The following is a 23,519-nucleotide window of genomic DNA, read 5'->3' on the forward strand; positions in this document are numbered from 1 at the left end:
TTAGTTCTATTAATTTACAGATATAGTAAATGTATTTTCTTTTCGTCCGCAGGTAACTGTCATTTGTGTAGATGATGTCAATGCTACTGGGAATGTGACACGAATTTGATGTGTAATGCCTTCGGTAGAAATGACCCCACATTCTAAATCTTGTGAAGCACCATACATAATATAACTGGTTTTGATAGTTTTAGGATCTCCGTCTAAAGTAACTTGTAGGTCTATGGAAGTAGCTCCTTTTTTGAGTGTCCCTGGAGTAGCTACTGCGAATTGGTTACTAAGGCTGTTTATTTTTAATATTACATCTGATGCATTTACTTTCTTCAATTTGTCTTTTGCTATGAGTTTAAAAACACTGGGAGTTCCATTATCATATTCCAAATGAGGGATGACGTTGGTAAAATCGATGGTTGCGATCTTGTCTTTATTTGTTCCAAGTCCTTTCATTTGTAAACCAAATGATTGTAATAGTTGTAGCTTATCTGTCGTTAAATTGGCCAAATCAATATCCGCTGGCCATCCTTGTGAGATAAGAGAAGCGGATGAGGTACTTAATATACACTCTTCGATACCGGCACGGGCATTCAGATATACTGAAATGGGGTGGTCTGTTGTTTTTCCTTCTTTGATCTCTAATGTTTCATTACTGGTAAATCCGTGAAGAATGAAGAAAGGTGGCTCAGTACGCATTGTTCCATCTGAAACGTCAATTGTAGATGTTACTTGTTCCGTCCGGTCTGTAAATGTTATATTGATAGTAGAACTACCGGCATTTACATCAAAATTGAATTGGTAGTGATGTTGTGGAAGAGCATTATCTATCACAATGGCCTGATAAGTCGATTGAGAACCACCATCACGTTTGGTTACATTGAGCATGAGTGTGAGTTTGCCGGGCTTAAAATAGCAGGAACGACTTTCGTCTTTAGTGAACCTAATAGCTGAATTTCCTTCGGAGTTAGCTTCAACATAATAATCAGAAAAATATTTTTTGAAGGCTTCTGTATAGGTTGTTGAAATTTTGACATTGGCAAGATAGCAGGTCACTTCTACATCTGTTTCTTTCTCATCTTCAATTGAAAATTCTTTAGTACCTACAAAATAAGGCATATTAAATCCTTCATTATGGAGTTGCCCGTACGAAGCTTTTAAAGTATATTGACCTATTGGGAATAAAACTTCGTCAGGATATTGACTGAATTTCTCCCAAGAATACTGTATATCATTTCCTTTTAATATGGATACAGCAAAATCACCTACTTCTGGTAAAGTTTCTTCTGTACGTGTGGTTACATCCTGTGTACTGTTGTCAGCCGTCAGTTTGATACTGAGCGTTCCTTTTCCCGTTGCCGCAGTCTCATCGTTATCTTTACTGCATCCGGATAACGAAAAACATATCGCTACAAACAGGGTAAGAATAGTTGTGTATTTTTTACCCATTGACAATACTTAATTATATTTTTTACCTGTTATATTTTGAAACCGGATGTAAAGATACGGTTTTAGTCCAATAATAGCTCCTTTTATATCGCTATTTTACAGGGGTAAATGAAAAATGGGACATACTTTGTCCCATTTCTAACAAAAAAAGAAAAGTTGATTATTTTGCTTTTGGCTTATTCTTAATTATTAAACGCTTAGAATTCAGGTAGCAGTACCACTCCTTGTTTCTTTTTACCGTCCATTTTAGCAATTACCGGATGCTCAAAGTGAACATGGCGCAAGTATTTACTTTCATATACAGCCGGTTGTGCATTCAAGAATTCCTGATTGTATATACCGTCATTCATAAAAGCATTGATGGTGAAATAGCCTACCCCGAATGAAGTCAGGTTTTGAAAGAAATGTGTACCCTGACTGGGGTCAACTCGATAATTCGTCAGGCCAGCCTCCACAATAATACGGGCGGCACTGATATGTGGCCATTTCACAGGGATGCCGAGCCAGGTATCGCTACTACCCCAGCGTCCCGGGCCTATCAGCACGTAATTTTTGCCCTCACTCAAGAACTGCTGGTTTAACTTTTCTATTTCCCAGGCAATTTCCTGGTTATGGGAAGCGCTATAATCATCTGTTTTTACATAAATCACATCTTGAATATCGTTCATGATACCATGCCCCAGGGAATTATTGGAACGTAGCAAAAGCTTTTCTTCGGAGATGGTGGTGAGGTCTTCATCAAGCATCTCTTTAGTATCTACGATGGGGCGGATCTGCAATAGATAGAAAGTTCCTGTTTTGTCCTTTTCGCGGCTCATGGTAGCGGCAAATTCTATTTCTACGGGACGGCGCATTTCCTGTTGACCATATTTCAAAGCTAATTGCAGTATACGCGGTAAGGGGAAAACATCATGTTGTAAAATATTGGCAAAGGTGATAACTTTACGCCCGCCGGGATACAAGCCATCGCGGATAATTTGGTCGTATGGATCGTAGGTAGATGCTATATAGTTCAACGAACCATCTTTTTCGGCTTCTTTTACATGAAGCTTGAGTAGGTTAAAACCGTCGTCGATGGAGAAATCGTGACCGGCATTACGCAGGTCGAGTGCATAGAAGCGGGTCTGCGTCTCTTTTAATGCGATTTCCATCTCACTGGTTTGCAATACCTGATGGGGATGATAGGGAGAGAAACGTAACGTCATTCCTCCGTCTACAATGTATTTTCCTAATCCGAGAGCGAGATTGACAATACCTTCTTCTGCCTTTTCATCACCGATAGGATAATAATTGAGCGAACGCGCCACACCCGACATGGAAGGGTAGTAACGGTCACCATATTGATTACCGACTACTTCCTGCAAGATTACAGCCATTTTTTCCTGATCGATGACATTGCTCGTAGCCTGCATATAAGCCTTCGAATCACGGTAATAAACCGAGGCATACACACCTTTGATGGCATCGCTAAGCATACGGAGCATTTCGTACTTGTCATCCAGATAAGGAATCATATAAGTATTGTAGATACCTGCAAAGGGTTGATAGTGAGAGTCTTCCAAGAGTGAAGACGAACGGATAGCGATAGGAGACTTCACAACATCGAAGAATGTAAAGAAATCTTCGACTAGGCGATCAGGTAGTTTAGCTTTAAGGAAATAACGCAAGATTACATCGTCGTCAGCATCAGAAAGTGCAACCTGGTATAGGTTGTTGGTGTCCATAAACTCGTCGAAGACATCCGTACAGAGTACGACGGTTTTGGGTATGGCTACCCGTGCATTCTCGAACTCTTCAAATTCGGGATGATGTTTCACCATGTTGTCAATAAATGCCAGACCACGTCCTTTACCGCCCAATGAACCGTCACCGATACGGGCAAAATTGGAGTAGCGGTCGAAGCGGTCACGTTTAAAGACGGCTACCACTCCCTGATTTTTCATTTTACGATATTTCACAATTGCCTCGAATATAATCCGGCGGTGAGCGTCTACATCCTGAAGACTGTTCCAAGTGATAGGTTTCAAGAACTCTGCAACGGGGAACATGGCGCGCGAATAAAGCCAACGGCTGACATGATTGCGACTGATGTGGTAAAGGAATGATTCTGCCGGTACGGCAAAGAGGATATTTTGTAACTCTTTTAGGTTCTTTACTCGTGCTATTTCTTCCAGTGTGTCTGGGTTACGGAAAATGAAATCACCGAAACCGAAATTATCTGATACGATGCGACGTAAGTCTACATCCATCTTCTTGGAGTTCTTGTCAATAAAGGCTGCATCGTATTTGGCAGCATATGCCACGTTGTCCGATTCGGAAGATTGAATAATGAGTGGAACGAACGGATCTTCTTTCCGTATGGCGGCACAAAGCTTTATACCTGCCAGTCCGTCTTTCTCTCCACGTTCTACTCGGGGAAAGCGGACATCGGTAATAACTCCTAATATATTGTTCTTATATTTTTCGTAGATATTAATAGCTTCTTCGTATGTACGGGCGAGAACAATTTTGGGGCGACCTCTCATACGCAACGTACGTTGGTGAGCATTCAGTGCTTCGGTAGAAAACTCTTGGCTCTGTTTCAATACGAATTTATAGAGGTTAGGTAAGATGGAGGAATAGAACCGGATGCCATCCTCTACTAACAATATGAGTTGTACGCCTACTTCATTAACGTCATGCTCCAAATTCATCTTATCTTCTATCAGTTTAATGATAGAAACTAATAAATCCGTATTTCCCAACCAGCAGAAAACATATTCAAAAGGACTCAAGTCTTCATTGGCGATGCGTTTGGTGATACCATGACTGAAAGGAGTCAGTATTACCATCGGAATATGTTCGTACTGGTTTTTAATGTTTCTCGCTATATCGAACCCTTCGTTATCTCCTGTACCTGGCATACAGATAATGAGATCGAAAGATATGGAAGATAGTTGCTTTAAAGCTTCTTCGTAAGTAGATACCTGTGTAAAACGTGGTGGATAACGTAGAGAAAGGGAAGTGTATTCATTAAATATTTTTTCATCGATACGTCCATCATCTTCCAGCATGAAGGCGTCATATGGGTTGGCTATCAGGAGGACATTGAAGATACGTCTTGTCATAAGATTGGCAAACTGTGTATCTTTGAAATAAAGTTGGTTTAATTTATACTTACTGAGCATGTTTCCTTACGGTTTATTAGTTCGAAGGACAAAAGTAATAGAAATCAAACCTATTTAGATGTTTTTTCAACCGTTTTTTTGATATTTGTACGTAATATTGCAACATGAAAAAACATATATTCATCATATTCGTATTTATTTTTGTTTGCGCAAATTTGTTTGCCGGTACATTTCGATCCCTGAATGTGAAAGAAGGATTAAGTAGCAGACAGGTTTTTCAAATTGCTAAAGACTCTGTTGGATTTATATGGGCGTATACTCATATGGGGGTAGACCGTTATGATGGAAATGAAATACGACACTATAAACTTGAAGGAACAAGTGATTCCAAAGATCATATTTTATCATCAACCGTGATGTGTTGTGATAAAAATGGAACTCTTTGGATTGCATTGAAAAGTGGAAAAATCTATACTTACGATAAACGTACCGACTCTTTCGGACTGCATATTGATTTGTTTTCTTCTTTGTCCGGTTTAACTTTACATAACATCTTGTTCGATGATAATAATCATTTGTGGATTTGTACATCATCGGGGATTTATTCCTGGAATGAAGAGGAAGGTTTAACATTGGCGGGACTGAAAGGAAAAACGGTTTATTGTCTTGTTCAAAGAGATAATTCAGTTTTTTTTGCAGGGACGAATACGCATCTTTATAAACTGAAACTGGATGAACCGAACTGTACTTTTTCAGAAGAAGTTTTTCCTTCTCTGGTTGGGGTACATTTTGAATCCTTGTATACATCCGGGCTGAATTTGTTTATCGGAACTTTTTCCGATGGAATGTTTTCTGTAAACCTGATAACGGGTAAGGTAAAATCTTTCAAGGACATTATTCCACATGTTCCTATTCGTGCATTTGCCCAGACTAAAGATAATACTTTATTAGTTGGTGCCGATGGAGCAGGAGTTTTCCGTATCAATATCGTTACGGGAGAACTTATAGAACACTATGTGACGGATGAAGATAATGAAAGAAGCTTGAATGGTAATACGGTTTCAGATATTTGTGTAGATGAGTATAATAGAATATGGATAAGTACTTCTACCAATGGTATCAGCTATTTGGATCCGGATATACCAGATGTGAAGTGGATGAAACATGAACAAAATAATTCTAATTCATTAATCGCCAATCATACAAACGTTATATTACAGGATTCGGAAGGTGATTATTGGTATGGTACGAACAATGGTGTCAGTTTGTATCAACCCAAACAAGGAAAATGGACACATTTTCTGAATGGTAGGGGACATGGTGCTAAAGTGGTTTTAACTCTATGTGAAGATAGAAGAGGAAATATTTGGATAGGTGGGTATGGTATAGGTGTGTATTGCGTTCAGAAAAAGACGGGGCGGATACGGCAGATGGGTAAAAAGGATAAATCTGGAGATAAAGGGATAGCTACAGATTATATCTATGCGATGTATGCGGAAGGCGATAATATCTGGTTAGGCGGTATTGAGGGGGATTTCACCCGATATAACATACGGACAGATGCATATACTTATTATCCGATTGATTGTATCGGAGATATAAAACCTGTCGGAGATGGAAGTTCGTTGATGCTTGCCGGTTGTAATGGACTTGCTTTTTTTGATAAATCAACAGGAAAAACACAGTGGCATCACGAATTTGGTAATATCACTCTACGTTTTCCCGTCCGTTGCCTTTTACAGTCATCAACAGGGGATATATGGATGGGAACGGATGGAGACGGTTTGATAAGGTTTAATCCAGATACCGAACAGGCAAAATCTTATACAACCAGTGATGGGCTTGCTTCCAATTCAATCAATAGTTTATTGGAGGATAATGAAGGCCGTATTTGGTTCAATACGGAAAAAGAACTTTATTGTATGGATTTAACCCAAAATATCATTATCAGTGCTAACGACTTTCTGGATATAAGCTGGGGATATTATAATCCCAACTCTGCCTTAAAATTAAGTGACGGAAATCTTGCATTTGGTACTGCGGAGGGAGCTTTACTCTTTACCCCTTCTTTTAATTTGGAGCAGAATAATACGGTCAACCTGATATTTACGGATTTCAAATTGTTGTATCAATCGGTAAAGGCAGGTATGGGATCTCCATTGGAAAAGAATATTAACGATACACAGAACATCAGACTTAAGTATGTACAAAACTCTTTCTCTATTTCTTTTTCGGCTATTAATTTTATGGCTTCTCATAAAATAAGATATGAATATATGTTGGAAAATTTTATTGATGAGTGGAAAGGTACAAATTCTGTGCAGAGCGTAAATTACATGGATCTTTCTCCTGGTAAATATGTATTTCGGTTACGGGCTTTCGACAAGTATACGGGACAACTTTTAGGTAAACGTGATCTTGACATAGTGATAAATCCACCCTATTGGATTACTGGGTGGGCTTTATTGTTGTATGCTATTTCCTTTTCTGCCTTTATATATTTACTAATTCAATTTAGGAAACATAAGGTAAATGAGGACAGGATTAAAGAACGGATAGACTCTTTTATTAGTATAGCCCATGATATACGTACTCCTATCAGTCTGATTAAAGCTCCATTGAGCGAGCTGGAGATGCAATCTGATTTGTCGGATGTAAGTAAGAAGAAAGTTGCGGTAGCGGCACGGAATGTAGAAAAGTTATTCACCATGATAACTCAGCTGCTGGATTTGCAGAGAACGGAAAAATATCCTGGCTCTTTGAAAGTAGTCTTAGTGGATATCAAGGTATATATGGAAGAAAAGATATCTGGTTTTCGGATAGCAGCCCGGCAAAAGGAAATTGATTTACAGCTGGAAGTTGAAGCAGATATGCCCTTGATTTGGCTTGACAGAGAAAAGATGGATCACATTATCGACAATCTGCTTTCTAATGCTTTGAAGTATACGGAAAAAGGAACAATTGGTATTACGGTGAAGAAGGCCTCCAAAAAGTGGTCTATTGAAGTAAGGGATACAGGTATTGGTATTCCGCAAGATGAACAGAATAATATTTTCCACGAGTATTATCGGGCAAAAAATGTTGTTAACTCTCAGGAAACCGGAGTCGGTATCGGGTTGATGATTACTCGTCGGCTGGTACAGCAACATCATGGGACAATATCATTTGATAGTGTGGAAGGTGTTGGAACCACTTTTGTGGTAACCTTTCCGCAAAAAATTAAATCAGCAGAGGTAATAGTCGTTGAGACAGTAGAGAACGGCATGAAAACAACATCCAGAGTAGATACGCCGCAAAAAGTGGATTGTGCGGATAAAGACGTTCTACTCTTGATAGAAGACGATAAAGATATGCGCGAATATCTCACAGACAGTCTGTCATCAGAATATAAAGTTGTTATGGCTATGGATGGTGGGCAGGGGTTGGAAATGGCAAAAGAGATGAATCCGGATATTATTATTTCAGACATTGTAATGCCAGTATTGCAAGGTGATGAACTCTGTCGGATGTTGAAATCTTCTGTCGATACGAGCCATATTCCTATCATTTTATTAACGGCACTCAATGAACGCGAAAATATTATTCTGGGGCTGGAAGCTGGTGCAACGGATTATATTATCAAGCCTTTTGATTTATCTGTTTTGAAAGTTCGTTTAAGAAATATCCTCCAAAGTAGACAACATCTTCGTGAAACTGTTCTTTCTATGGATACTGTTATTGAAGAGACCGCCTATACCACTCAGCTTGATAAAGAATTTTTAGATAAGGTGATGGAGGTTGTTAATACGGAACTAGCAAATTCGGAACTTTCTATCAATGACTTTTGTAGGATGCTAGGTATGAGCCGTACTTCCGTTTACAACAAAATAAAGACATTGACCGGGCAAGGACCTAACGATTTTATCCGTATTGTACGTTTGAACAAAGCGAAGGAGCTATTACTTTCGCGAAAATACGCTATTGGAGAGGTTTCTTCTATGGTGGGATTTTCAGATCCCAAATACTTCAGTACTTGCTTTAAAAAACAGTTTGGTATTAGTCCAAGTAAAATTTAAAGTAATAATAACTATATTCAAACTTGTTCGGACGGTTAACAAACCTTTTTTGTTAAAAAATGAACCCTCGTTTCTCTATAAGTGCGTAATATTGTCGAAAGAAATATTACATAAAGCATAGAACAAAAATGGAAACGTATTTGGGCCTTGATTTGGGCGGTACTAAATTGTTGATAGGTGAAATAGATAACCGTGGAAACATCTTGAAATATAAGAAGTATGATTCCGGTTTTTTTAATCAACAGGCTGCATTGGAAATCATAAAGACATCACTTGATGATTACATTAAAACGGTTGGTTGGTATGACCAGAAACCGTTGGCAATGGGTGTAGGATTAATTGGTAGGGTAGACCCGGATGAAGGTGTCTGGTTACAGATTGATCCGAGTAGGACACAGCCGATAGTATTGGCTAAAGAACTGTCAGATTTATATGGTATGCCATGCCATATAGATAATGACGTAAAGAGTGCAACAAGAGCCGAACGTGTCTGGGGATTTGGACAAATATCCAAGAATTTTATTTATATGAATGTCGGTACTGGTATTGCAGTCGGTACGGTAATTAATGGTAGGCAGATACGTGGAAGTCATTTTAATGCAGGGGAAGTAGGGCATGTACGCGTTGGTGTGAATGTTGGTGTTAAATGTACTTGTGGACGTATGGACTGTGTTGAGGCAATAGCTTCGGGAATTGGTTTTGACCGTTGCGCCCGGCTTCTGTGTGAGGAGTATGAAACTAATCTACATATTCCGGCAGACAGAGGAGAAAGAATTCCCGTCAGCGAGATTTTTGCATTAAGTCAGAAAGGCGATCCTCTGTGCGAAAAACTGGTAGAGAACGGTTCGGCAGCTTTAGCTAACTTGATAATGAATTTGGTACGTATGACCGATCCGGATACTATTGTGCTGGGAGGTGGTGTGGTAGCCGATGGCTATATACATTCCAAAATTCTGGAACAACTAAATTCTACTACAATGCGGTTTGTCAGTAACGGAGTTGTCATTACAAAATTGAATCCTGATTTTATAGGCTTATTGGGTGCAGGTGCTGTAGCTATGAATATGTAACTTCTTCTTCTATTATGAAAATAACTGTTGCCAAAAACGAGAGAGAATTTGATTGTATTGCAGCTTGGCGTATTATCGGTGAGGTATTGAATAAGTATAATTGCGTTATCGGACTTTCAACAGGGCGTACTACGGGCAATCTTCATAGACTTGTCGGAGAAATATATATCCAATATCCGTTTGATGTTTCAGGTGTAACCTTCTTTGGATTGGATGAAGTAACAAATGTTCCGCGTGAGTATGTGGGTGCTTGTTATACTATGCTAAAAACAGAATTGATAGATACATTACACATCAAAGAAGAAAACTTCTTAATGTTACCTACTCAAGCAGATGACTTTGTGAAAGCTTGTAAAAACTTCCAGCTCGAAATAGAAAAACGCGGGGGAATTGATTTGCTGATTTTGGGGTTAGGGGAAAACGGACATTTAGGATTTAATCAACCCCAGTCACCTTTTGAAAGTGAAACATGGGTTACCCAGATGGACAATCGTCTGGAAGAACGTATTCGACGAGAGACTAATTCATCACTCGAAATGCGGTTAGGAGGAGTAACATTGGGAATAAAGAATATTATGCAGGCTCGTAAGATCGTATTAGTAGCTAAAGGAGAGAATAAGGCAGAGATTGTAAAGAAGATGCTTGAAGGACCGGTAACTATTGATGTTCCGGCATCTGTCCTTCAGCTGCATCCTAATTGCGAGTTTTTGTTGGATGATACTTCGGCTGCGGCGCTAACCAATAGATAATTCGGTTCATTTATTTAATACTATGGTTTTATGACACAACAAGAAAAACAGGTAAATCACATAGGACCATTCATCACAATGGTATTCCTATTCTTGATAGTAGGTTTTTTGACCACTGCCAATACGCAGTTTCAAGGTCCGTTGAAAGCAACATTCCTTGCCGAAGTCGGAGGGTTGAAAAATACTTTCGCTACCTTGATTACTTTTTCCTGGTTTTTGGCTTATCCCGTTTGTGGCGGTATCGGTTCATCCTGGATTAGTAAATATGGTTATAAGGGAACCCTGATTCGTGGATTATTGGTGATGATAACAGGCTTGGGACTTTTTTTTGTTTCTTCCTATTTCACGGTTCACTACCCGGATGTCAACTGGGGAGTAAGTGGGAATGTGATACCTATCGGTTTTCTGATTTTCTTGGCAGGTTCTTTTGTGGTAGGTGCATCTGCCACTATTTTGCAAGTAGTCATTAATCCTTATCTTACTGCATGCCACGTAAAGGGAACTCAATCCATTCAACGCCTGGCTATAGGTGGCTCCGCCAACTCCGTGGGTACTACACTTGCTCCTTATTTTGTGACGGGTGTTGTATTTGGCGGTTTAGCAATGGAAGATATCCAAATTAATCAATTAATGATGCCGTTTTTAGTGTTAATGGTAGTCATTTCTTTGATTGTATTTCTATTGATAAAGTTATCTTTACCCGATATACAAGGGACGCGTGTAGAAAAAGGTGAAAAACTCGAAAAAAGCATCTGGTCTTTCAAACATTTGACTTTTGGGGTTTGCGCTATCTTTTTTTATGTAGGAGTGGAGGTATGTATAGGTGCCAATATCAATCTTTATGCTATTGAAATGAATTATGCCTCTCCTGCATTAATGGCTACTTTGTATTGGAGTGGTATGCTTGTAGGGCGTTTGGTGGGTAGTTCGTTGAGTAAAATTTCTCCTCGTGTACAATTGACGGTTACAACGATAGTAGCGGGAGTATTTGCTTTACTGGCCATTTTGTTTAATAATCCCTGGTTGCTTACAGCCGTTGGATTGTTCCATTCAATTATGTGGGGGGCAATTTTTACTCTGTCCGTAGCTCATTTGGGGAAATATACATCGATTGCTTCCGGAGTATTTATGATTGGAGTAGTGGGCGGAGCTATATTACCCTTGTTACAAGGAGTATTGGCAGACATTTTGGGTAGTTGGAGATGGTCCTGGCTTATTGTTCTTTTGGGAGAAATGTTTATGTTGTATTATGCTTTGATAGGTTCACGTATTCGTCAATTTGCTGATTAAATAAAATTATACTTATGAAGAAACTGAAAATTATCATGATGGCTGTATTGGCAATATTTGTTTCATACGGCAGTGCGCAGACCAAAAGTATCTTGAGTGAAAAAGTTATTGTGGCTTATGTAACTTCTTGGAGTCAGGTTATACCGAATCCTGAATACATGACACATATTAATTATGCTTTTGGACACGTTAGTGAGACATTTAACGGTGTAGGGATAGCCAATGAAACACGTTTGCGTCGGATCGTTGAATTAAAAAAACAGAAGCCGGAATTGAAAGTCATGTTGTCTATCGGTGGTTGGGGAAGTGGCCGTTTTAGTGAGATGGCAGCTGATGAAAATTATCGTAAATCTTTTGCTAAAGATTGCCAACGTGTAGTAAAAGAGTATGGGTTGGATGGTATAGATATTGACTGGGAATATCCTACTAGTTCTGCCGCTGATATTTCTTCTTCACCGGATGATACCAAGAACTTTACTTTCTTGATGCGTGATATCCGGAAAGCTATCGGTAAGAAAAAATTACTTACTCTTGCTACAGTGGCTTCGGCTGAATATATTGATTTTAAAGCAATTTTGCCCTATATCGATTTTGTTAATATCATGTCTTATGATATGGGAACTGCTCCCAAACACCATGCTGCTCTTTATTCCTCGGACAACAGTGGATGGATGACTGCTTCCAAAGCAGTTGAGGCTCATCTAACAGCAGGTATTCCTGCTTCCAAATTGGTGATGGGGATACCTTTCTATGGCCGTGGTGGAAAAAAATATCCTAATTTTCAGGATTTTAATAAGATAGATACTTCGGATAAGCGATTTACTCAAGAATGGGATGAAGTGGCAAAAGTTCCATATTTGGCTGATGAGAAGGGTACTCTTGTTTTTGGTTTTGAAAATCCCCGTTCGCTTGCAATCAAATGTCAATATGTATTGGATAATAACTTACTGGGAGGTATGTATTGGGACTATGCAGGTGATAATTTTCAAGGGGATATGAGCCGTACGCTCTATGAAAGTTTAATTCAATATAAGAAAGGAAAGATTGCTACTCGTCGGGTATTGGTGCTGACAGAACGCGGTGGACAACATGAAGGCTTTACGGATGCTGGTTTACAATGGCTCAATGAAGAAAGTGAGAAGTTGAACTTTGAAGTAACGGAAATCAATAATACAAAACCGATAACAGAAGAATATCTCAAGCAATTCCATTTGATCATTCAACTCGACTTCCCGCCTTATACTTGGAGTAACGAGGCTCAAGAGGCTTTCATTAATTATATTGATAAAGGTTATGGTGGCTGGATTGGTTTTCATCATGCTACTTTGTTGGGAGAGTTTGATGGATATCCCTTATGGCAATGGTTCTCGAATTTTATGGGTGGTATCCGTTTCAAAAGCTATATAGCACCGCTTGCCGATGGTGTAGCTGTGGTAGAAGATCCGCAACATCCGGTGATGCAAGGGATACCCGATACATTTGTAATTCCTGATGATGAATGGTACACCTATGATAAAAGTCCACGTCCCAATGTGCATGTCTTGGCACATGTGGATGAATACAGTTACCAACCGGCTTCTGATATAAAAATGGGTGATCATCCTATAATTTGGATAAATCCGTATAAGAAAGCACGGAATGTTTATTTCCAAATAGGACATAGCTCGAAGTTATATCAGACAGAAGCTTTCACCCAAATGTTCCATAATGCGATACAATGGGTATTGGATAAGTAATAATTAGATTTAGCTATCTTTTTCTGATGTAAATTTTGTGGGTTACTCTTCCGGAAGTTTATATTCTCATTTCCGGTTGAGTAATCCACGCTTCTATTTATTATTTGTTAATAGTTTTGTTGGTTGAATAACATATATCTCCAAAATGTATTACGATATTTCATATTTATTGTTTGGAGACCGGATGAACCTTTTTGAAGTAATTCTGAATATTCTTTGTATTCGGTTTGCTTTTGTCTACTGATGTCATAGTGGCTTAAAATTTCAGGATATTTGTCGGAAAGCATTAGTAGGGCTTCTGCATAGTGAGTAGGAATAGCCTTTTCTTCAGACCAATAAGTTCGGAACATACTATAGAAAGAATCCAGTTCTTTTTCTAATAATAAACAACAGAGCAGATAGTTAAGTGCACGTTGATCTGTACAGTCTAATTCTAATAAATAGAGTGCTGTTACTGATAATTTGGCATTGATAAAAAATACTCTGTGTGGTATATCCGGTTGGGTAGTCTGTTGTAGAAAGATATTACGAGTTCTGATAAATTTTTTGTGACAAGTGCTATGTGAAAGTATATTTAGATAGAATTTGGCTTGTCTAATGTCTCCTTTTTGCATGTACCAGTCTACCAAGCGCCGTGTGGCTGCAAAAGTCATGTCACCGGAAACTCCAGCCTGATTTTCTTGAAAAGCGAATCGTATCGCCTCATTAGGTAATCCTAAATTCCAATAAAATAGAGAATTGAAACGATATGGGACAGAACCTTGTGTATCAAATAAAAAATCTTTTTCATTTCTTATTGGAAAGTGAAACAGGTATTCGCCCAATAGTTCTTTTTCGCTAAGTGCTAACAGGAAATAGCGGAACTGTACTTCTCTTATTGGCTGTATGTCATTGGGAATTTCTTTTAGTATTACATCCCATTGATGGTTGACAGCGGCGTGCTCTATCCGTTGCATCTTTTCAAAGTATAGGCGATTGGGGTTATACAACAAATTGTGTATAACTAATAATATACAGATGATGGGAACAGAATATTCACAAATCTTTAATAGGTATTTATTATCTGTTTGGGGGATATGAGTAATAATAGGAACTTTTCGTATCAATAGGCTGATTATAGCCAATATCCAAATAATGATAACCCATGTTATGGAAAACTCAATACCTACTTTCTCTGTTTGCTGTATGGCAAATATATAAGATGGAATAAAGGATATCCAAAGCCATTTTCGGTTACCTAATAACCGATAAAATATTATATCACAAGCTGCTAAAACGAATAGAACGAAGATCGTTTGTAGAATTGCACCTACCCAGTGGTATTGATAGAATTGTGCGATATAGTTACCGATTATTTTGATAAAATCTGTAGGTAATGAATGATATTTATAGAAATAGTCGGGAATATTAGCATAGAAAGTGGTTTCTTCGAGATGTTGGATTGTATGAGGATAACAAATATACCAGAGCCCGAATAGGATACCAGCCAAAAGTAACCGGAATAGAATAATCTTTTTCATAATGTTAGTAATTATACTTAAATTTAATCTCACCTTTTACAAAGTCAGGGACATTATATGACTGTATACGTGTCCAGTTGTCTTCCGGATTTTTTTGTGGAAGTAGGAATGGCTTTCCTATTTGTCCATTTTTACTGAAATGTGCGATATATAACCGTGTATGTCTTCCGTCCATTCGGCGGCTGGTAAAGAGAATCCATCGTCCGTTGGATGACCAGGAATGAAAACTTTCAGCTTCCGGACTATTCAGAATATTGGTATTTAATTCTTTATTTTCTTTTAAATCTATAATTTTAAGATCTGCTTCCGAATGCCATATGGGGAAAGTACCATAAGCTGCTTCCGAATAAAGCAGATAACGTCCGTCTGCCGAAACGCGTGGATGAGATGCACTGCCATGGCGTTTTTTCGGATTGTATAGTGTATCAATTTGTTGTCCAAATGTCCCGTTATCCGCTGAGAAATTAACACATAAAATAGCATATTTCACGTTGGTACATTTTACAGGAATATTTTCTTCCGGGATTGCTGAACAGAAATAAAGTGTTTTTCCGTCAGGACTCCATGTGGGAAAGGTTTCCCAATTATTTGATTGGTTAAAACGTGTATCTGTCAGAACCTGCTGCTTTTCTGAATCATAAAGTAGTAAATCAGAACTACTGTCATATACTTCTATGGCTTTTTTCCCTCTATTATAGAATGATTGCAAGGTCATGTTGGACGAGAATAGTATCCATCTTCCATTGGGATGCCAAGCTGGATAGACACCATGTTGGTGCTTTCCCATTTTACTTAGGTCTATTTTTTGAACTATTCCATTCTTTACGATAATAGTTCCCCCTTCTTTTCCACGTTCATGGAAAAGAAACATATCAGACGAATTTTTGCAAGAAGAGTGACAGTTAAAGCATTTCAATGTGTTCTTATGATTGTCTACTATGGTTTTCTCTTTGAAGGATGACAGCTCACGTTGATAAATTCCCATGTGATTCCATGGCTCGTAGCCGGGGTCAATCAGACGGTAAACAATGTATGGGTCGATGAGGTCATTACTGATATTTATTTCAAAAGGTTTGTAAATGATACCCTGCGGATATTGGGGACTCCAGATAGAAACGGTAACGCAAAGTGTATTACCTATTTGATTATTCATTAGTTGTTTCCACTTCTTCTCTGGAATATTAAGTCTTTTTCCCCCTGATACAGTTAACAATGGAGTCCCATTGAGAGTTGTAAATTCAACTTTGATATTATTAGCCTTTTCTACCCGGAAATTTAAGGGAGCAATATTTGCAGGAATGGTCACAAAGGTGTAGTCAGGGAAAATCTTCGGATATTCCATTGATTTCTCAATAGTATTGCTATGGCTGTTGGAACATGCTGAAATTATAAAAAACGACCAATAATAGATCAGTATAAAAGGAATGTGTTTCATGATAGATAAGGGTTCTAATAAAATGAAAACAAGAGTGAGTCCGGTTTTATACCGGACACACTCTTCAGATTTAGTGTCAAACTAACTGTTACTTATCCTTCACGCCCAGGGATGGGAGTATAGTTTTTGATAATAGGTATGGAACGATTACCATATATATCAATGGTATATATTTCAAAAGTATAACTTTGCAGTAATAATCCACTGAGAGTATACTCTGTTTTCATACCGACTTCTACACTTTCGGACTTCGTACTTGATTCTTTATAAACAATCTCTACAGATTTTATACGATCTGTTTTTGGAAAAGTCCAAGTGAGTGTTAATGAACCCGCTTCCGGTGATATGGCATTTACCTCGGTCACTGCTGGTGAATAAGTGGGATGTTCATCCCGATAGTCTTTATAGTTCTCGTCCATACCTTCGCAAGATATGTTGATTAATACTGTAAAAGAGCATAATATAAAATATATAACTTTTTTCATAATGTTCCTCCTTTTAATCTAATTCTTCTTCGATAATACCACCATAAAATGTGATTTCTGAGAGTCCGGAACAACTACCTTTACTGGTATCCCAATTAGACGTAAATCGTATCCTTATATAACGTACTTCCGGTGACATAGTATCCAGTTCCCATAAATGTCCTTCCAATGCTGCGTCGTATGAAGCTTGGTTGGGCATCCATGTCGTCCAGTCGGCTTTTTGTTCAAATGAATATACTGTTCTGTTTTCACGAACAGGAAGTGGCCCTTGGTCAGTATTTGTCGCGATATCGCAATCTTGTATCAAGAACCATTCTTGTGTATTCATTGAACCAAAAACTTTGAATGATTTAAGATTTTCAGGTTCATAGTAAAAATAATCCTTACTTGTACCATCTGTAGACCAATGTTGGGCATAATTACTCCAACCATACCAATGGGCACGTTGCCATGCTCTGATACGGGAGATATTAATTGTTTGGTGTAAGTCGATAACAATATCCATTTGGTCTGTATCCCATGGCCAAGAGTTTCCATATTCGCCTTTTTCTGTTCCCGCATAACTTTGGTCATAGGAACCGGATGCGTCAGTAATTACCTCCTTTATATCCTTATTGTCTATTACACCGTCAAAAATAGCTCTGTTCGTATTTTCCCATTTTTCTTTCAGTGTAGTTTGGTCGTCAACCAATGTCCAAATATAGGTTCTGTAACCGTTTTCATCATCTATATATTTGGGAATGGTTACTTCTTCCTTGATATCATATTCTATTTGGGACGACTCGGTTGTTTTATTTCCCATCATGTCTTCTACAGTAAAACTGAATTTATGGACACCTGGGGTAATGCCACGAACTTTGACTTTGGCTGTTTCTTTAGCTGAACTCAGATAACGTGTTTTTATATCGTCACCATCCGTATAATTCAGCGTTATGTATACAGCTTTTCCGCCGGCACCATTATCTTCACCAGAAGGATTGGTCCATCGTAACTCTACACCTCCTACAATCTCAATAATTTGAAGATTGTCATTGATAATGTTAATATATGATCGTCCAGGTTTTATTTTGATTGTTTCTACCGGAGATTCTTTTCCTTCTTTATCGATTGCGGATATAGCTACCGGATATTCTTTCGCTTCGTCTGCCAATCCACTGATTTCAATTTTATTATCATAAATACTTACTACATTGAAGACGTCTTTGCCTAACGAATTGGTATAGGCTGCTTTCACATAGAGAAGTTCATTACTGTTTGGAGCTGTAAAAGTAATGATTGCTCCACCGCTGATAGGTGTCCAGTTTATGTTTGTCACAGCTCCTAAACTTGAGATGTTATCATCATCTTTACAACTTGCCAAGCAAAGTAACAGTACTGGCAAGAATAAAGTTAATCGTTTTAAATAATCTATTTTCATATTCATATTATTTTAATAAATCATTTTTAATATCCGGGGTTTTGTACCAGGTTTGTATTGTTCACCAATTCTTTAGTGGCGATAGGCCAGAGATAATTACGTTGGGTAAATACATGAAGCATGTTTTTCAGTTCTTGTATTTGATAAAAACCTTCGGCGGTACTCGAGTTGGCATTCCATGTTCTGATAACTGAGTTGAATATATCTCCCTTTAACCAACGGCGCACATCATCGTTACGATAGCCTTCGAATGATAACTCAATAGTACGTTCCTGATGAATAATTTCACGCATACCTTCCTGAGTTTTATAGTAATCAGGGTGTTTTTTAGCTTTAGCCCATGCCTCCTCGATATCTGGAACTCCAGAACGTCTGCGTATTTCATTCAGATAGAATAATATATCACTCTGCTTTTCTGTTCCGTAAGCTTCATTTAAGGCTTCTGCATAACTTAAATAAAGTTCCCCCAAACGAATAATGGGCCATGCGTAAAGAACGTAACTGGAATTAGTTCCCTTGCTGTCTGGATGAACTACTTTTCTCAAAAAATAACCTAGACTGAAATCAATGTCATTTTCTTTGGGCCGTCCATTACTTTCCTTAAAACGGAATTTTAAGTCATAAATTTGACCATATCCTCGTACTCTGGAGCGGTCGAAACCGATAGAAGCATAGAAACGTGGTTCACGATTCATATGTATTTTCACTGTTTGTTCACCGGGGATTGCTACGTCGGCATCCGCATCGGTAATAGTGGTGAGTTCATAACGGTTATCATAATCGAAGTCAGGATCCTCATCCATTGGAAGACCGTTCTTGGTATAGAAAAACTCTGCTGCGTTCATGGAAGGACTAAACCATTGCCATGCATCACCGGTACTTGATTCGTCTTTATGTTTGAAATTTACGGAACGTTGTATATAATGCCAATCCTGACTGCCGTATGCTCCTTTATTTGATATCCGTGAAAGTCCCCATATTAATTCTTCATTCCACTTATCTACCATCATATATTGATAGTTATACATATAAGGTAGCCGGTCTGGATCACTTTTTATGTATTCTGTATCATATTCCGGGTAGCTATCTGTATATTTATATAGTTTACTACCTGTTCCTTCTGCGGCATCAATGGCTTCTTTTAATGCTGTGGCAGCATTTACCCATTTTTGATGCTCTGCTTGTGTATCACCTGATGGAAATAGCTTGACACCATCTTTATCGGTAAAACCAGCATACATCGGATTATTATTGAACAGAGGGCTGGCAGCATATAATAATACTTTGGCTTTAAGACCTTTAGCTATCACTTGGTCGATACGTCCCAATTCTGTAGCACTTGTAACTTTAGTAGGTAATGCTTCGATGCTTTCATCTAATAGCGAAACGATATAATTTACCACATCATCTACCGGCTGACGTTTCGGCATGGCTGCTTCACCTTCTGCATCAATAGGGATATTTTCTTTAATCAAGGGTATAGGACCATATTGGGAGAATAACATGAAATGATAGTAGGCTTTTAAGAATTTTACTTCTGCGCTCCAACGACTGATTTCACTTTGTGTCATATCCGGTACACGCTGGATATTTTCTAGGAATTCATTGCAGATACGAATAGGGACGAAAAATGATTTATCAGCAGGAGATAAAGCTTTCCAGTTATCTACAGCGTCATTCCAATACCCTAAGACTGGATAATCTGCATTTAATTGTCCAAGAACAACTTGTTTACCTGGAGTTACACGATCAAGATTCATGATCATTTCATCGGATGCACCGATCATACCATAGGTGTTGTCATAAACTGGAATGTAATGGTAACAGGTGGCAAGTGCCCGATAAGCCGATTCTTTACGATCAAAAAGTAAGGATATTTCCTGTGTTTTATCTGGAACCACATCCAGGTAATCCGCACATCCACTGCTCATAATAGCTAGCAATGAGATGAATGTATATTTTATTAATTTTTTCATATTACTTATGCATATCTTTAAAATGAAACATTTATGCCGACATTATAAATACGTTGTGTCGGATAACCGATACCGTATCCTCCCATTTCGGGATCCCACATTTTGAATTTACTGAAACAAAGCAGATTGTTTCCTGAGAAGAAAAGACGAGCTTGGTTTAGTCCCCATTTGCGAATAGTCTTTTCTGGTATGGAAATACCGAATTCAAGAGTCTTTAGGCGTAAGAAAGAACCGTCACGTAACCACCATGTGGAAGTTTTATTATTATTAGCGATGGAACGGGTTGATAAACGAGGCCAAAAAGCATTAGGATTGGGATTGGATTCTGACCAATAGTCATCAGCTACAATTTGGAGTGCATTACGATAATTGGTGAATGGTTCGATGCTACTCGGGTCTATGAAAAATGATGAACGTGCTGATCCTTGAAAAAAGAAAGAAAAATCAAAAATTTTATAACCGGTAGAGATACCGAAACCATAGATGATTTCCGGAGTATCAGGAAAACCTATGGCAACTTGATCTTTTTCATCAATCTTACCATCTTTATTGATGTCTACATATTTGATATCACCTGGCATTACGTCGTCCGATGCCTCTACATATGGACTGTCTGATAATTTTGCGTCAAATTGAACAGGAGAGTTACGAATGTCTTCTTTGTCGATAAACAGACGTTCGGCAACGTATCCCCATTTTTGATTTAGAGAGTAACCGGTTTTGTTTCTCCAGGGTTCTTGATATTTAATGTCACCACCTTCTACATATTCACTGGTAGCCCAAGTGTAATTAAAACGACCGGAAATCCACCAGTCTTTATTTATACTCCAGTTTAGGTCTACTGAGGTGTCTATACCATGTGATTTTGCTTTACCGATATTCCCCTTAATAGCTGCCGTTGTACCTGTAGTATATGGAACTGATTCGCGAGTTTGATAAATATCGCTACGTCTCTCGGTAAAGTACTCAAATTGGACATTAAAGATATCCAGCAGATTTATTTCAATACCATAGTTGGCTTTTTTTGCTATTTCCCAACCGATTTCTGCATTAGCATATCGGTTTATTGAATATCCATTATATCCATTTCCAAAATCAGAACCGAAAGCATAACCATAATCACCATTGTTTGTGTTAACATCTGAAAGATAGAAAAAACGGTCAGATGCTGCAGAGATTGCATCGTTACCGACCAATCCATAACTTCCTTTGAATTTAAGGGTTGGAATAATTTTCTTGAAACTTGACGGATAGAATTTTTCATTAGAAACAATCCAACCTAAACCGACAGAAGGGAAGAAACCGAAACGATGTTTAATGGCGAACTTCTCAGAACCGTTATAACCGAAATTACCCTCAATGAAATAACGGCCATCATATCCATAAGTTAAACGACCGGAAAGGCCTAAATTGCGAGAGGGTAAAGTTGCATAAGCATTGTCATTACTAATAGTATTCAGTGATTCTTTCATCTGGCCAACTAATAGGGCGCCGATATCATGTTTTTCACCGAATATTCGATTGTATTGTAAAGCTGCTTCAAAATAAAAACTACTGGTTGCTGTACTCGTGGAGGCCGGATCTCCTAATGTTTCAGAACCTTCAGTCAGTTGGGTTAATGAATATTGAGTCCCCAATTCTGTAGTAGATGCTGATAAGCCATAGTAGAAGGGTGTCATGGTACGAGTGTTTGTGTTTTGTCCATAAGATTGGAATGAAGCTAAACCGCGTAGTTTCAAACCCTCCGTAATCATTTTTAAATCTTGTTCCAATTGGAACTGTGCGTTAGTATTGGAGGTGAAACGATCTTTGTAACCAGATACAAGCTGAGCATAGGGGTTGGGATACTGAGCCTGACCGGTATTTCCAAACAAGATATGGTTGGCATAATAATAACTTTTGTCAATACTCTTGTCATAGGTCTTGGCAAAATTGACTGGATTAGCACGCATGATGGCATCAAAGATACTACTAGTTTCAGCTGATGGACCGTTGTAGCGTTCAAGTAAAGAGTATACCTTTACGGAACCTTTTGTCGTTTTAGTCAAGTTGACATCAATATTGGCTCGAATATTATAACGATTGATACTGATATTGTTGTTAAAATTATTAAGCTTATCAACTTTCATCAAACCGTTTTCATTGGTATAAGCTACAGAAAGATAGTACTGGGCAACTTCACCACCACCAGATGCTGTTACAGTGGCTTTAGTATTGATAGCTTGATCTTTGAACAACTCACCATACCAATCTACATTGGGATAGTACATCGGATTATTTCCTAAACGAGTATTTTCTATTTTTTCTTTAGAATAAGTAGGGGTAGCTTCCGGGTTACGTGCACGTTCTGCTATATTATATAATTCCATGTAAGATACACCATCTAGATATTCTTGTATTTTGGTAGGAGTGGATATAGATGTTTCTACACGGGCTGTAATTCTGATTTTACCTTTCTGACCGGATTTGGTGGTTACTAAGATTACGCCATTGGCACCACGTGCACCGTACAAAGCTGTTGCAGTCGCATCTTTCATAATTGAAAAGCTGGCAATATTTTCTGGTTCCAAACGTGCCAAGTCTTCAGAGGATACTTCCAGGCCATCAATTAGGATAAGTGGAGAACTTGCATAACCATTGGTGGTAACACCACGAACAAAGAATTCTGCATTATCCCGACCGGGTTCGCCAGAACGTTGATAGGAAATCAAGCCTGCAACACGACCGGCAAGAGCGGTTGTTAAATTAGATTGTGGTACCTTCAAGTCTTTGGGAGTAACGGTCTGGATAGCACCGATAACACTTTCTTTTTTCTGTTTCTGGAAAGCCACGATAACAGTCTCTTCCAGTTCGGTTGCAGATTCTTCCATGATGACATCTAATGTTGATTTGTTGCCAACACGGAACGTTTGTGTTTTGTAGCCAATATAAGTAAAGAAAATGGAGTCATTAGCTGCAAGACCGGATACGGCATACTTTCCATCAATATTGGTGATGACGCCTTTACTTTCTTTTCCTTTGGCATAGACATTGACACCCGGCAACGGAGTTCCGTCTACATCCACTACAAGTCCTCTAACAACTTGTGTCTGTGCTAATGTCGAGAGATGCGGGCTGAGTAGCATACAAGACAGAAGTACAAAAAAAACTTTTTTAATCATTGTAGTTAAATTTAAGTGAAACAAAAATTAGTTCTAATAACATCATAATATATTGAACCTATTGACTTGGCATTGAAG

Annotated in this window: 13 protein-coding genes; 5 read left to right on the forward strand and 8 right to left on the reverse strand. The window is 38.4% G+C overall.

Going from position 1 to position 23,519, the window contains the following annotated elements; all coding sequences use genetic code 11:
* Positions 1 to 9 precede the first annotated feature (9 nt).
* A complete protein-coding gene (locus C1A09_RS11100) occupies positions 10 to 1,440 on the reverse strand; it encodes a DUF4493 domain-containing protein (RefSeq protein WP_233519894.1) in 1,431 nt (476 codons plus the stop codon).
* 197 nt (positions 1,441 to 1,637) lie between these two features.
* Entirely contained in the window at positions 1,638 to 4,607 is a 2,970-nt protein-coding gene (locus C1A09_RS11105) for a PEP/pyruvate-binding domain-containing protein (protein ID WP_101544071.1), read from the reverse strand.
* Between the two features lie 104 nt (positions 4,608 to 4,711).
* Here C1A09_RS11105 and C1A09_RS11110 point away from each other — a divergent pair, with 104 nt between their 5' ends.
* The 5 genes from C1A09_RS11110 (at position 4,712) to C1A09_RS11130 (ending at position 13,447) form a co-directional block, all read left to right on the forward strand.
* A complete protein-coding gene (locus C1A09_RS11110) occupies positions 4,712 to 8,602 on the forward strand; it encodes a hybrid sensor histidine kinase/response regulator transcription factor (protein ID WP_101544073.1) in 3,891 nt (1,296 codons plus the stop codon).
* Between the two features lie 128 nt (positions 8,603 to 8,730).
* A complete protein-coding gene (locus tag C1A09_RS11115) occupies positions 8,731 to 9,672 on the forward strand; it encodes an ROK family protein (protein ID WP_101544075.1) in 942 nt (313 codons plus the stop codon).
* A 14-nt stretch (positions 9,673 to 9,686) separates the two neighbouring features.
* Positions 9,687 to 10,421 carry a 6-phosphogluconolactonase gene (locus C1A09_RS11120; protein WP_101544078.1) on the forward strand — a complete coding sequence of 245 codons (735 nt, stop codon included), beginning with the start codon at positions 9,687 to 9,689 and terminating at the stop codon, positions 10,419 to 10,421.
* Between the two features lie 30 nt (positions 10,422 to 10,451).
* Positions 10,452 to 11,711 (forward strand): MFS transporter, encoded by a 1,260-nt coding sequence (locus C1A09_RS11125; protein WP_101544080.1) that lies wholly within the window; start codon positions 10,452 to 10,454, stop codon positions 11,709 to 11,711.
* Between the two features lie 14 nt (positions 11,712 to 11,725).
* Positions 11,726 to 13,447: a glycosyl hydrolase family 18 protein gene (locus tag C1A09_RS11130; RefSeq protein WP_101544082.1), complete on the forward strand. Its 1,722-nt coding sequence runs from the start codon at positions 11,726 to 11,728 to the stop codon at positions 13,445 to 13,447.
* Between the two features lie 107 nt (positions 13,448 to 13,554).
* Here C1A09_RS11130 and C1A09_RS11135 read toward each other — a convergent pair whose 3' ends face one another.
* The 6 genes from C1A09_RS11135 to C1A09_RS11160 form a co-directional block, all read right to left on the reverse strand.
* A complete protein-coding gene (locus C1A09_RS11135; RefSeq protein ID WP_145998983.1) occupies positions 13,555 to 14,967 on the reverse strand; it encodes a DUF6057 family protein in 1,413 nt (470 codons plus the stop codon).
* Between the two features lie 4 nt (positions 14,968 to 14,971).
* Positions 14,972 to 16,309: a TolB family protein gene (locus tag C1A09_RS16355; protein WP_180949213.1), complete on the reverse strand. Its 1,338-nt coding sequence runs from the start codon at positions 16,307 to 16,309 to the stop codon at positions 14,972 to 14,974.
* 185 nt (positions 16,310 to 16,494) lie between these two features.
* Positions 16,495 to 16,887: a DUF4998 domain-containing protein gene (locus tag C1A09_RS11145; RefSeq protein WP_117737661.1), complete on the reverse strand. Its 393-nt coding sequence runs from the start codon at positions 16,885 to 16,887 to the stop codon at positions 16,495 to 16,497.
* A gap of 13 nt (positions 16,888 to 16,900) precedes the next feature.
* The gene (locus tag C1A09_RS11150) at positions 16,901 to 18,304 is read right to left on the reverse strand and encodes a DUF4959 domain-containing protein (RefSeq protein WP_158557829.1); all 1,404 of its coding nucleotides are present in this window, start codon (positions 18,302 to 18,304) and stop codon (positions 16,901 to 16,903) included.
* 26 nt (positions 18,305 to 18,330) lie between these two features.
* Positions 18,331 to 20,280, reverse strand: a complete 1,950-nt coding sequence (locus C1A09_RS11155) for a RagB/SusD family nutrient uptake outer membrane protein (protein ID WP_101544096.1) — start codon at positions 20,278 to 20,280, stop codon at positions 18,331 to 18,333.
* A 17-nt stretch (positions 20,281 to 20,297) separates the two neighbouring features.
* The gene (locus C1A09_RS11160) at positions 20,298 to 23,441 is read right to left on the reverse strand and encodes a SusC/RagA family TonB-linked outer membrane protein (RefSeq protein ID WP_233519895.1); all 3,144 of its coding nucleotides are present in this window, start codon (positions 23,439 to 23,441) and stop codon (positions 20,298 to 20,300) included.
* Positions 23,442 to 23,519 lie beyond the last annotated feature (78 nt).

Origin of the sequence: Bacteroides cutis (genome assembly GCF_900241005.1) — a bacterium.
Lineage (GTDB): Bacteria > Bacteroidota > Bacteroidia > Bacteroidales > Bacteroidaceae > Bacteroides > Bacteroides cutis.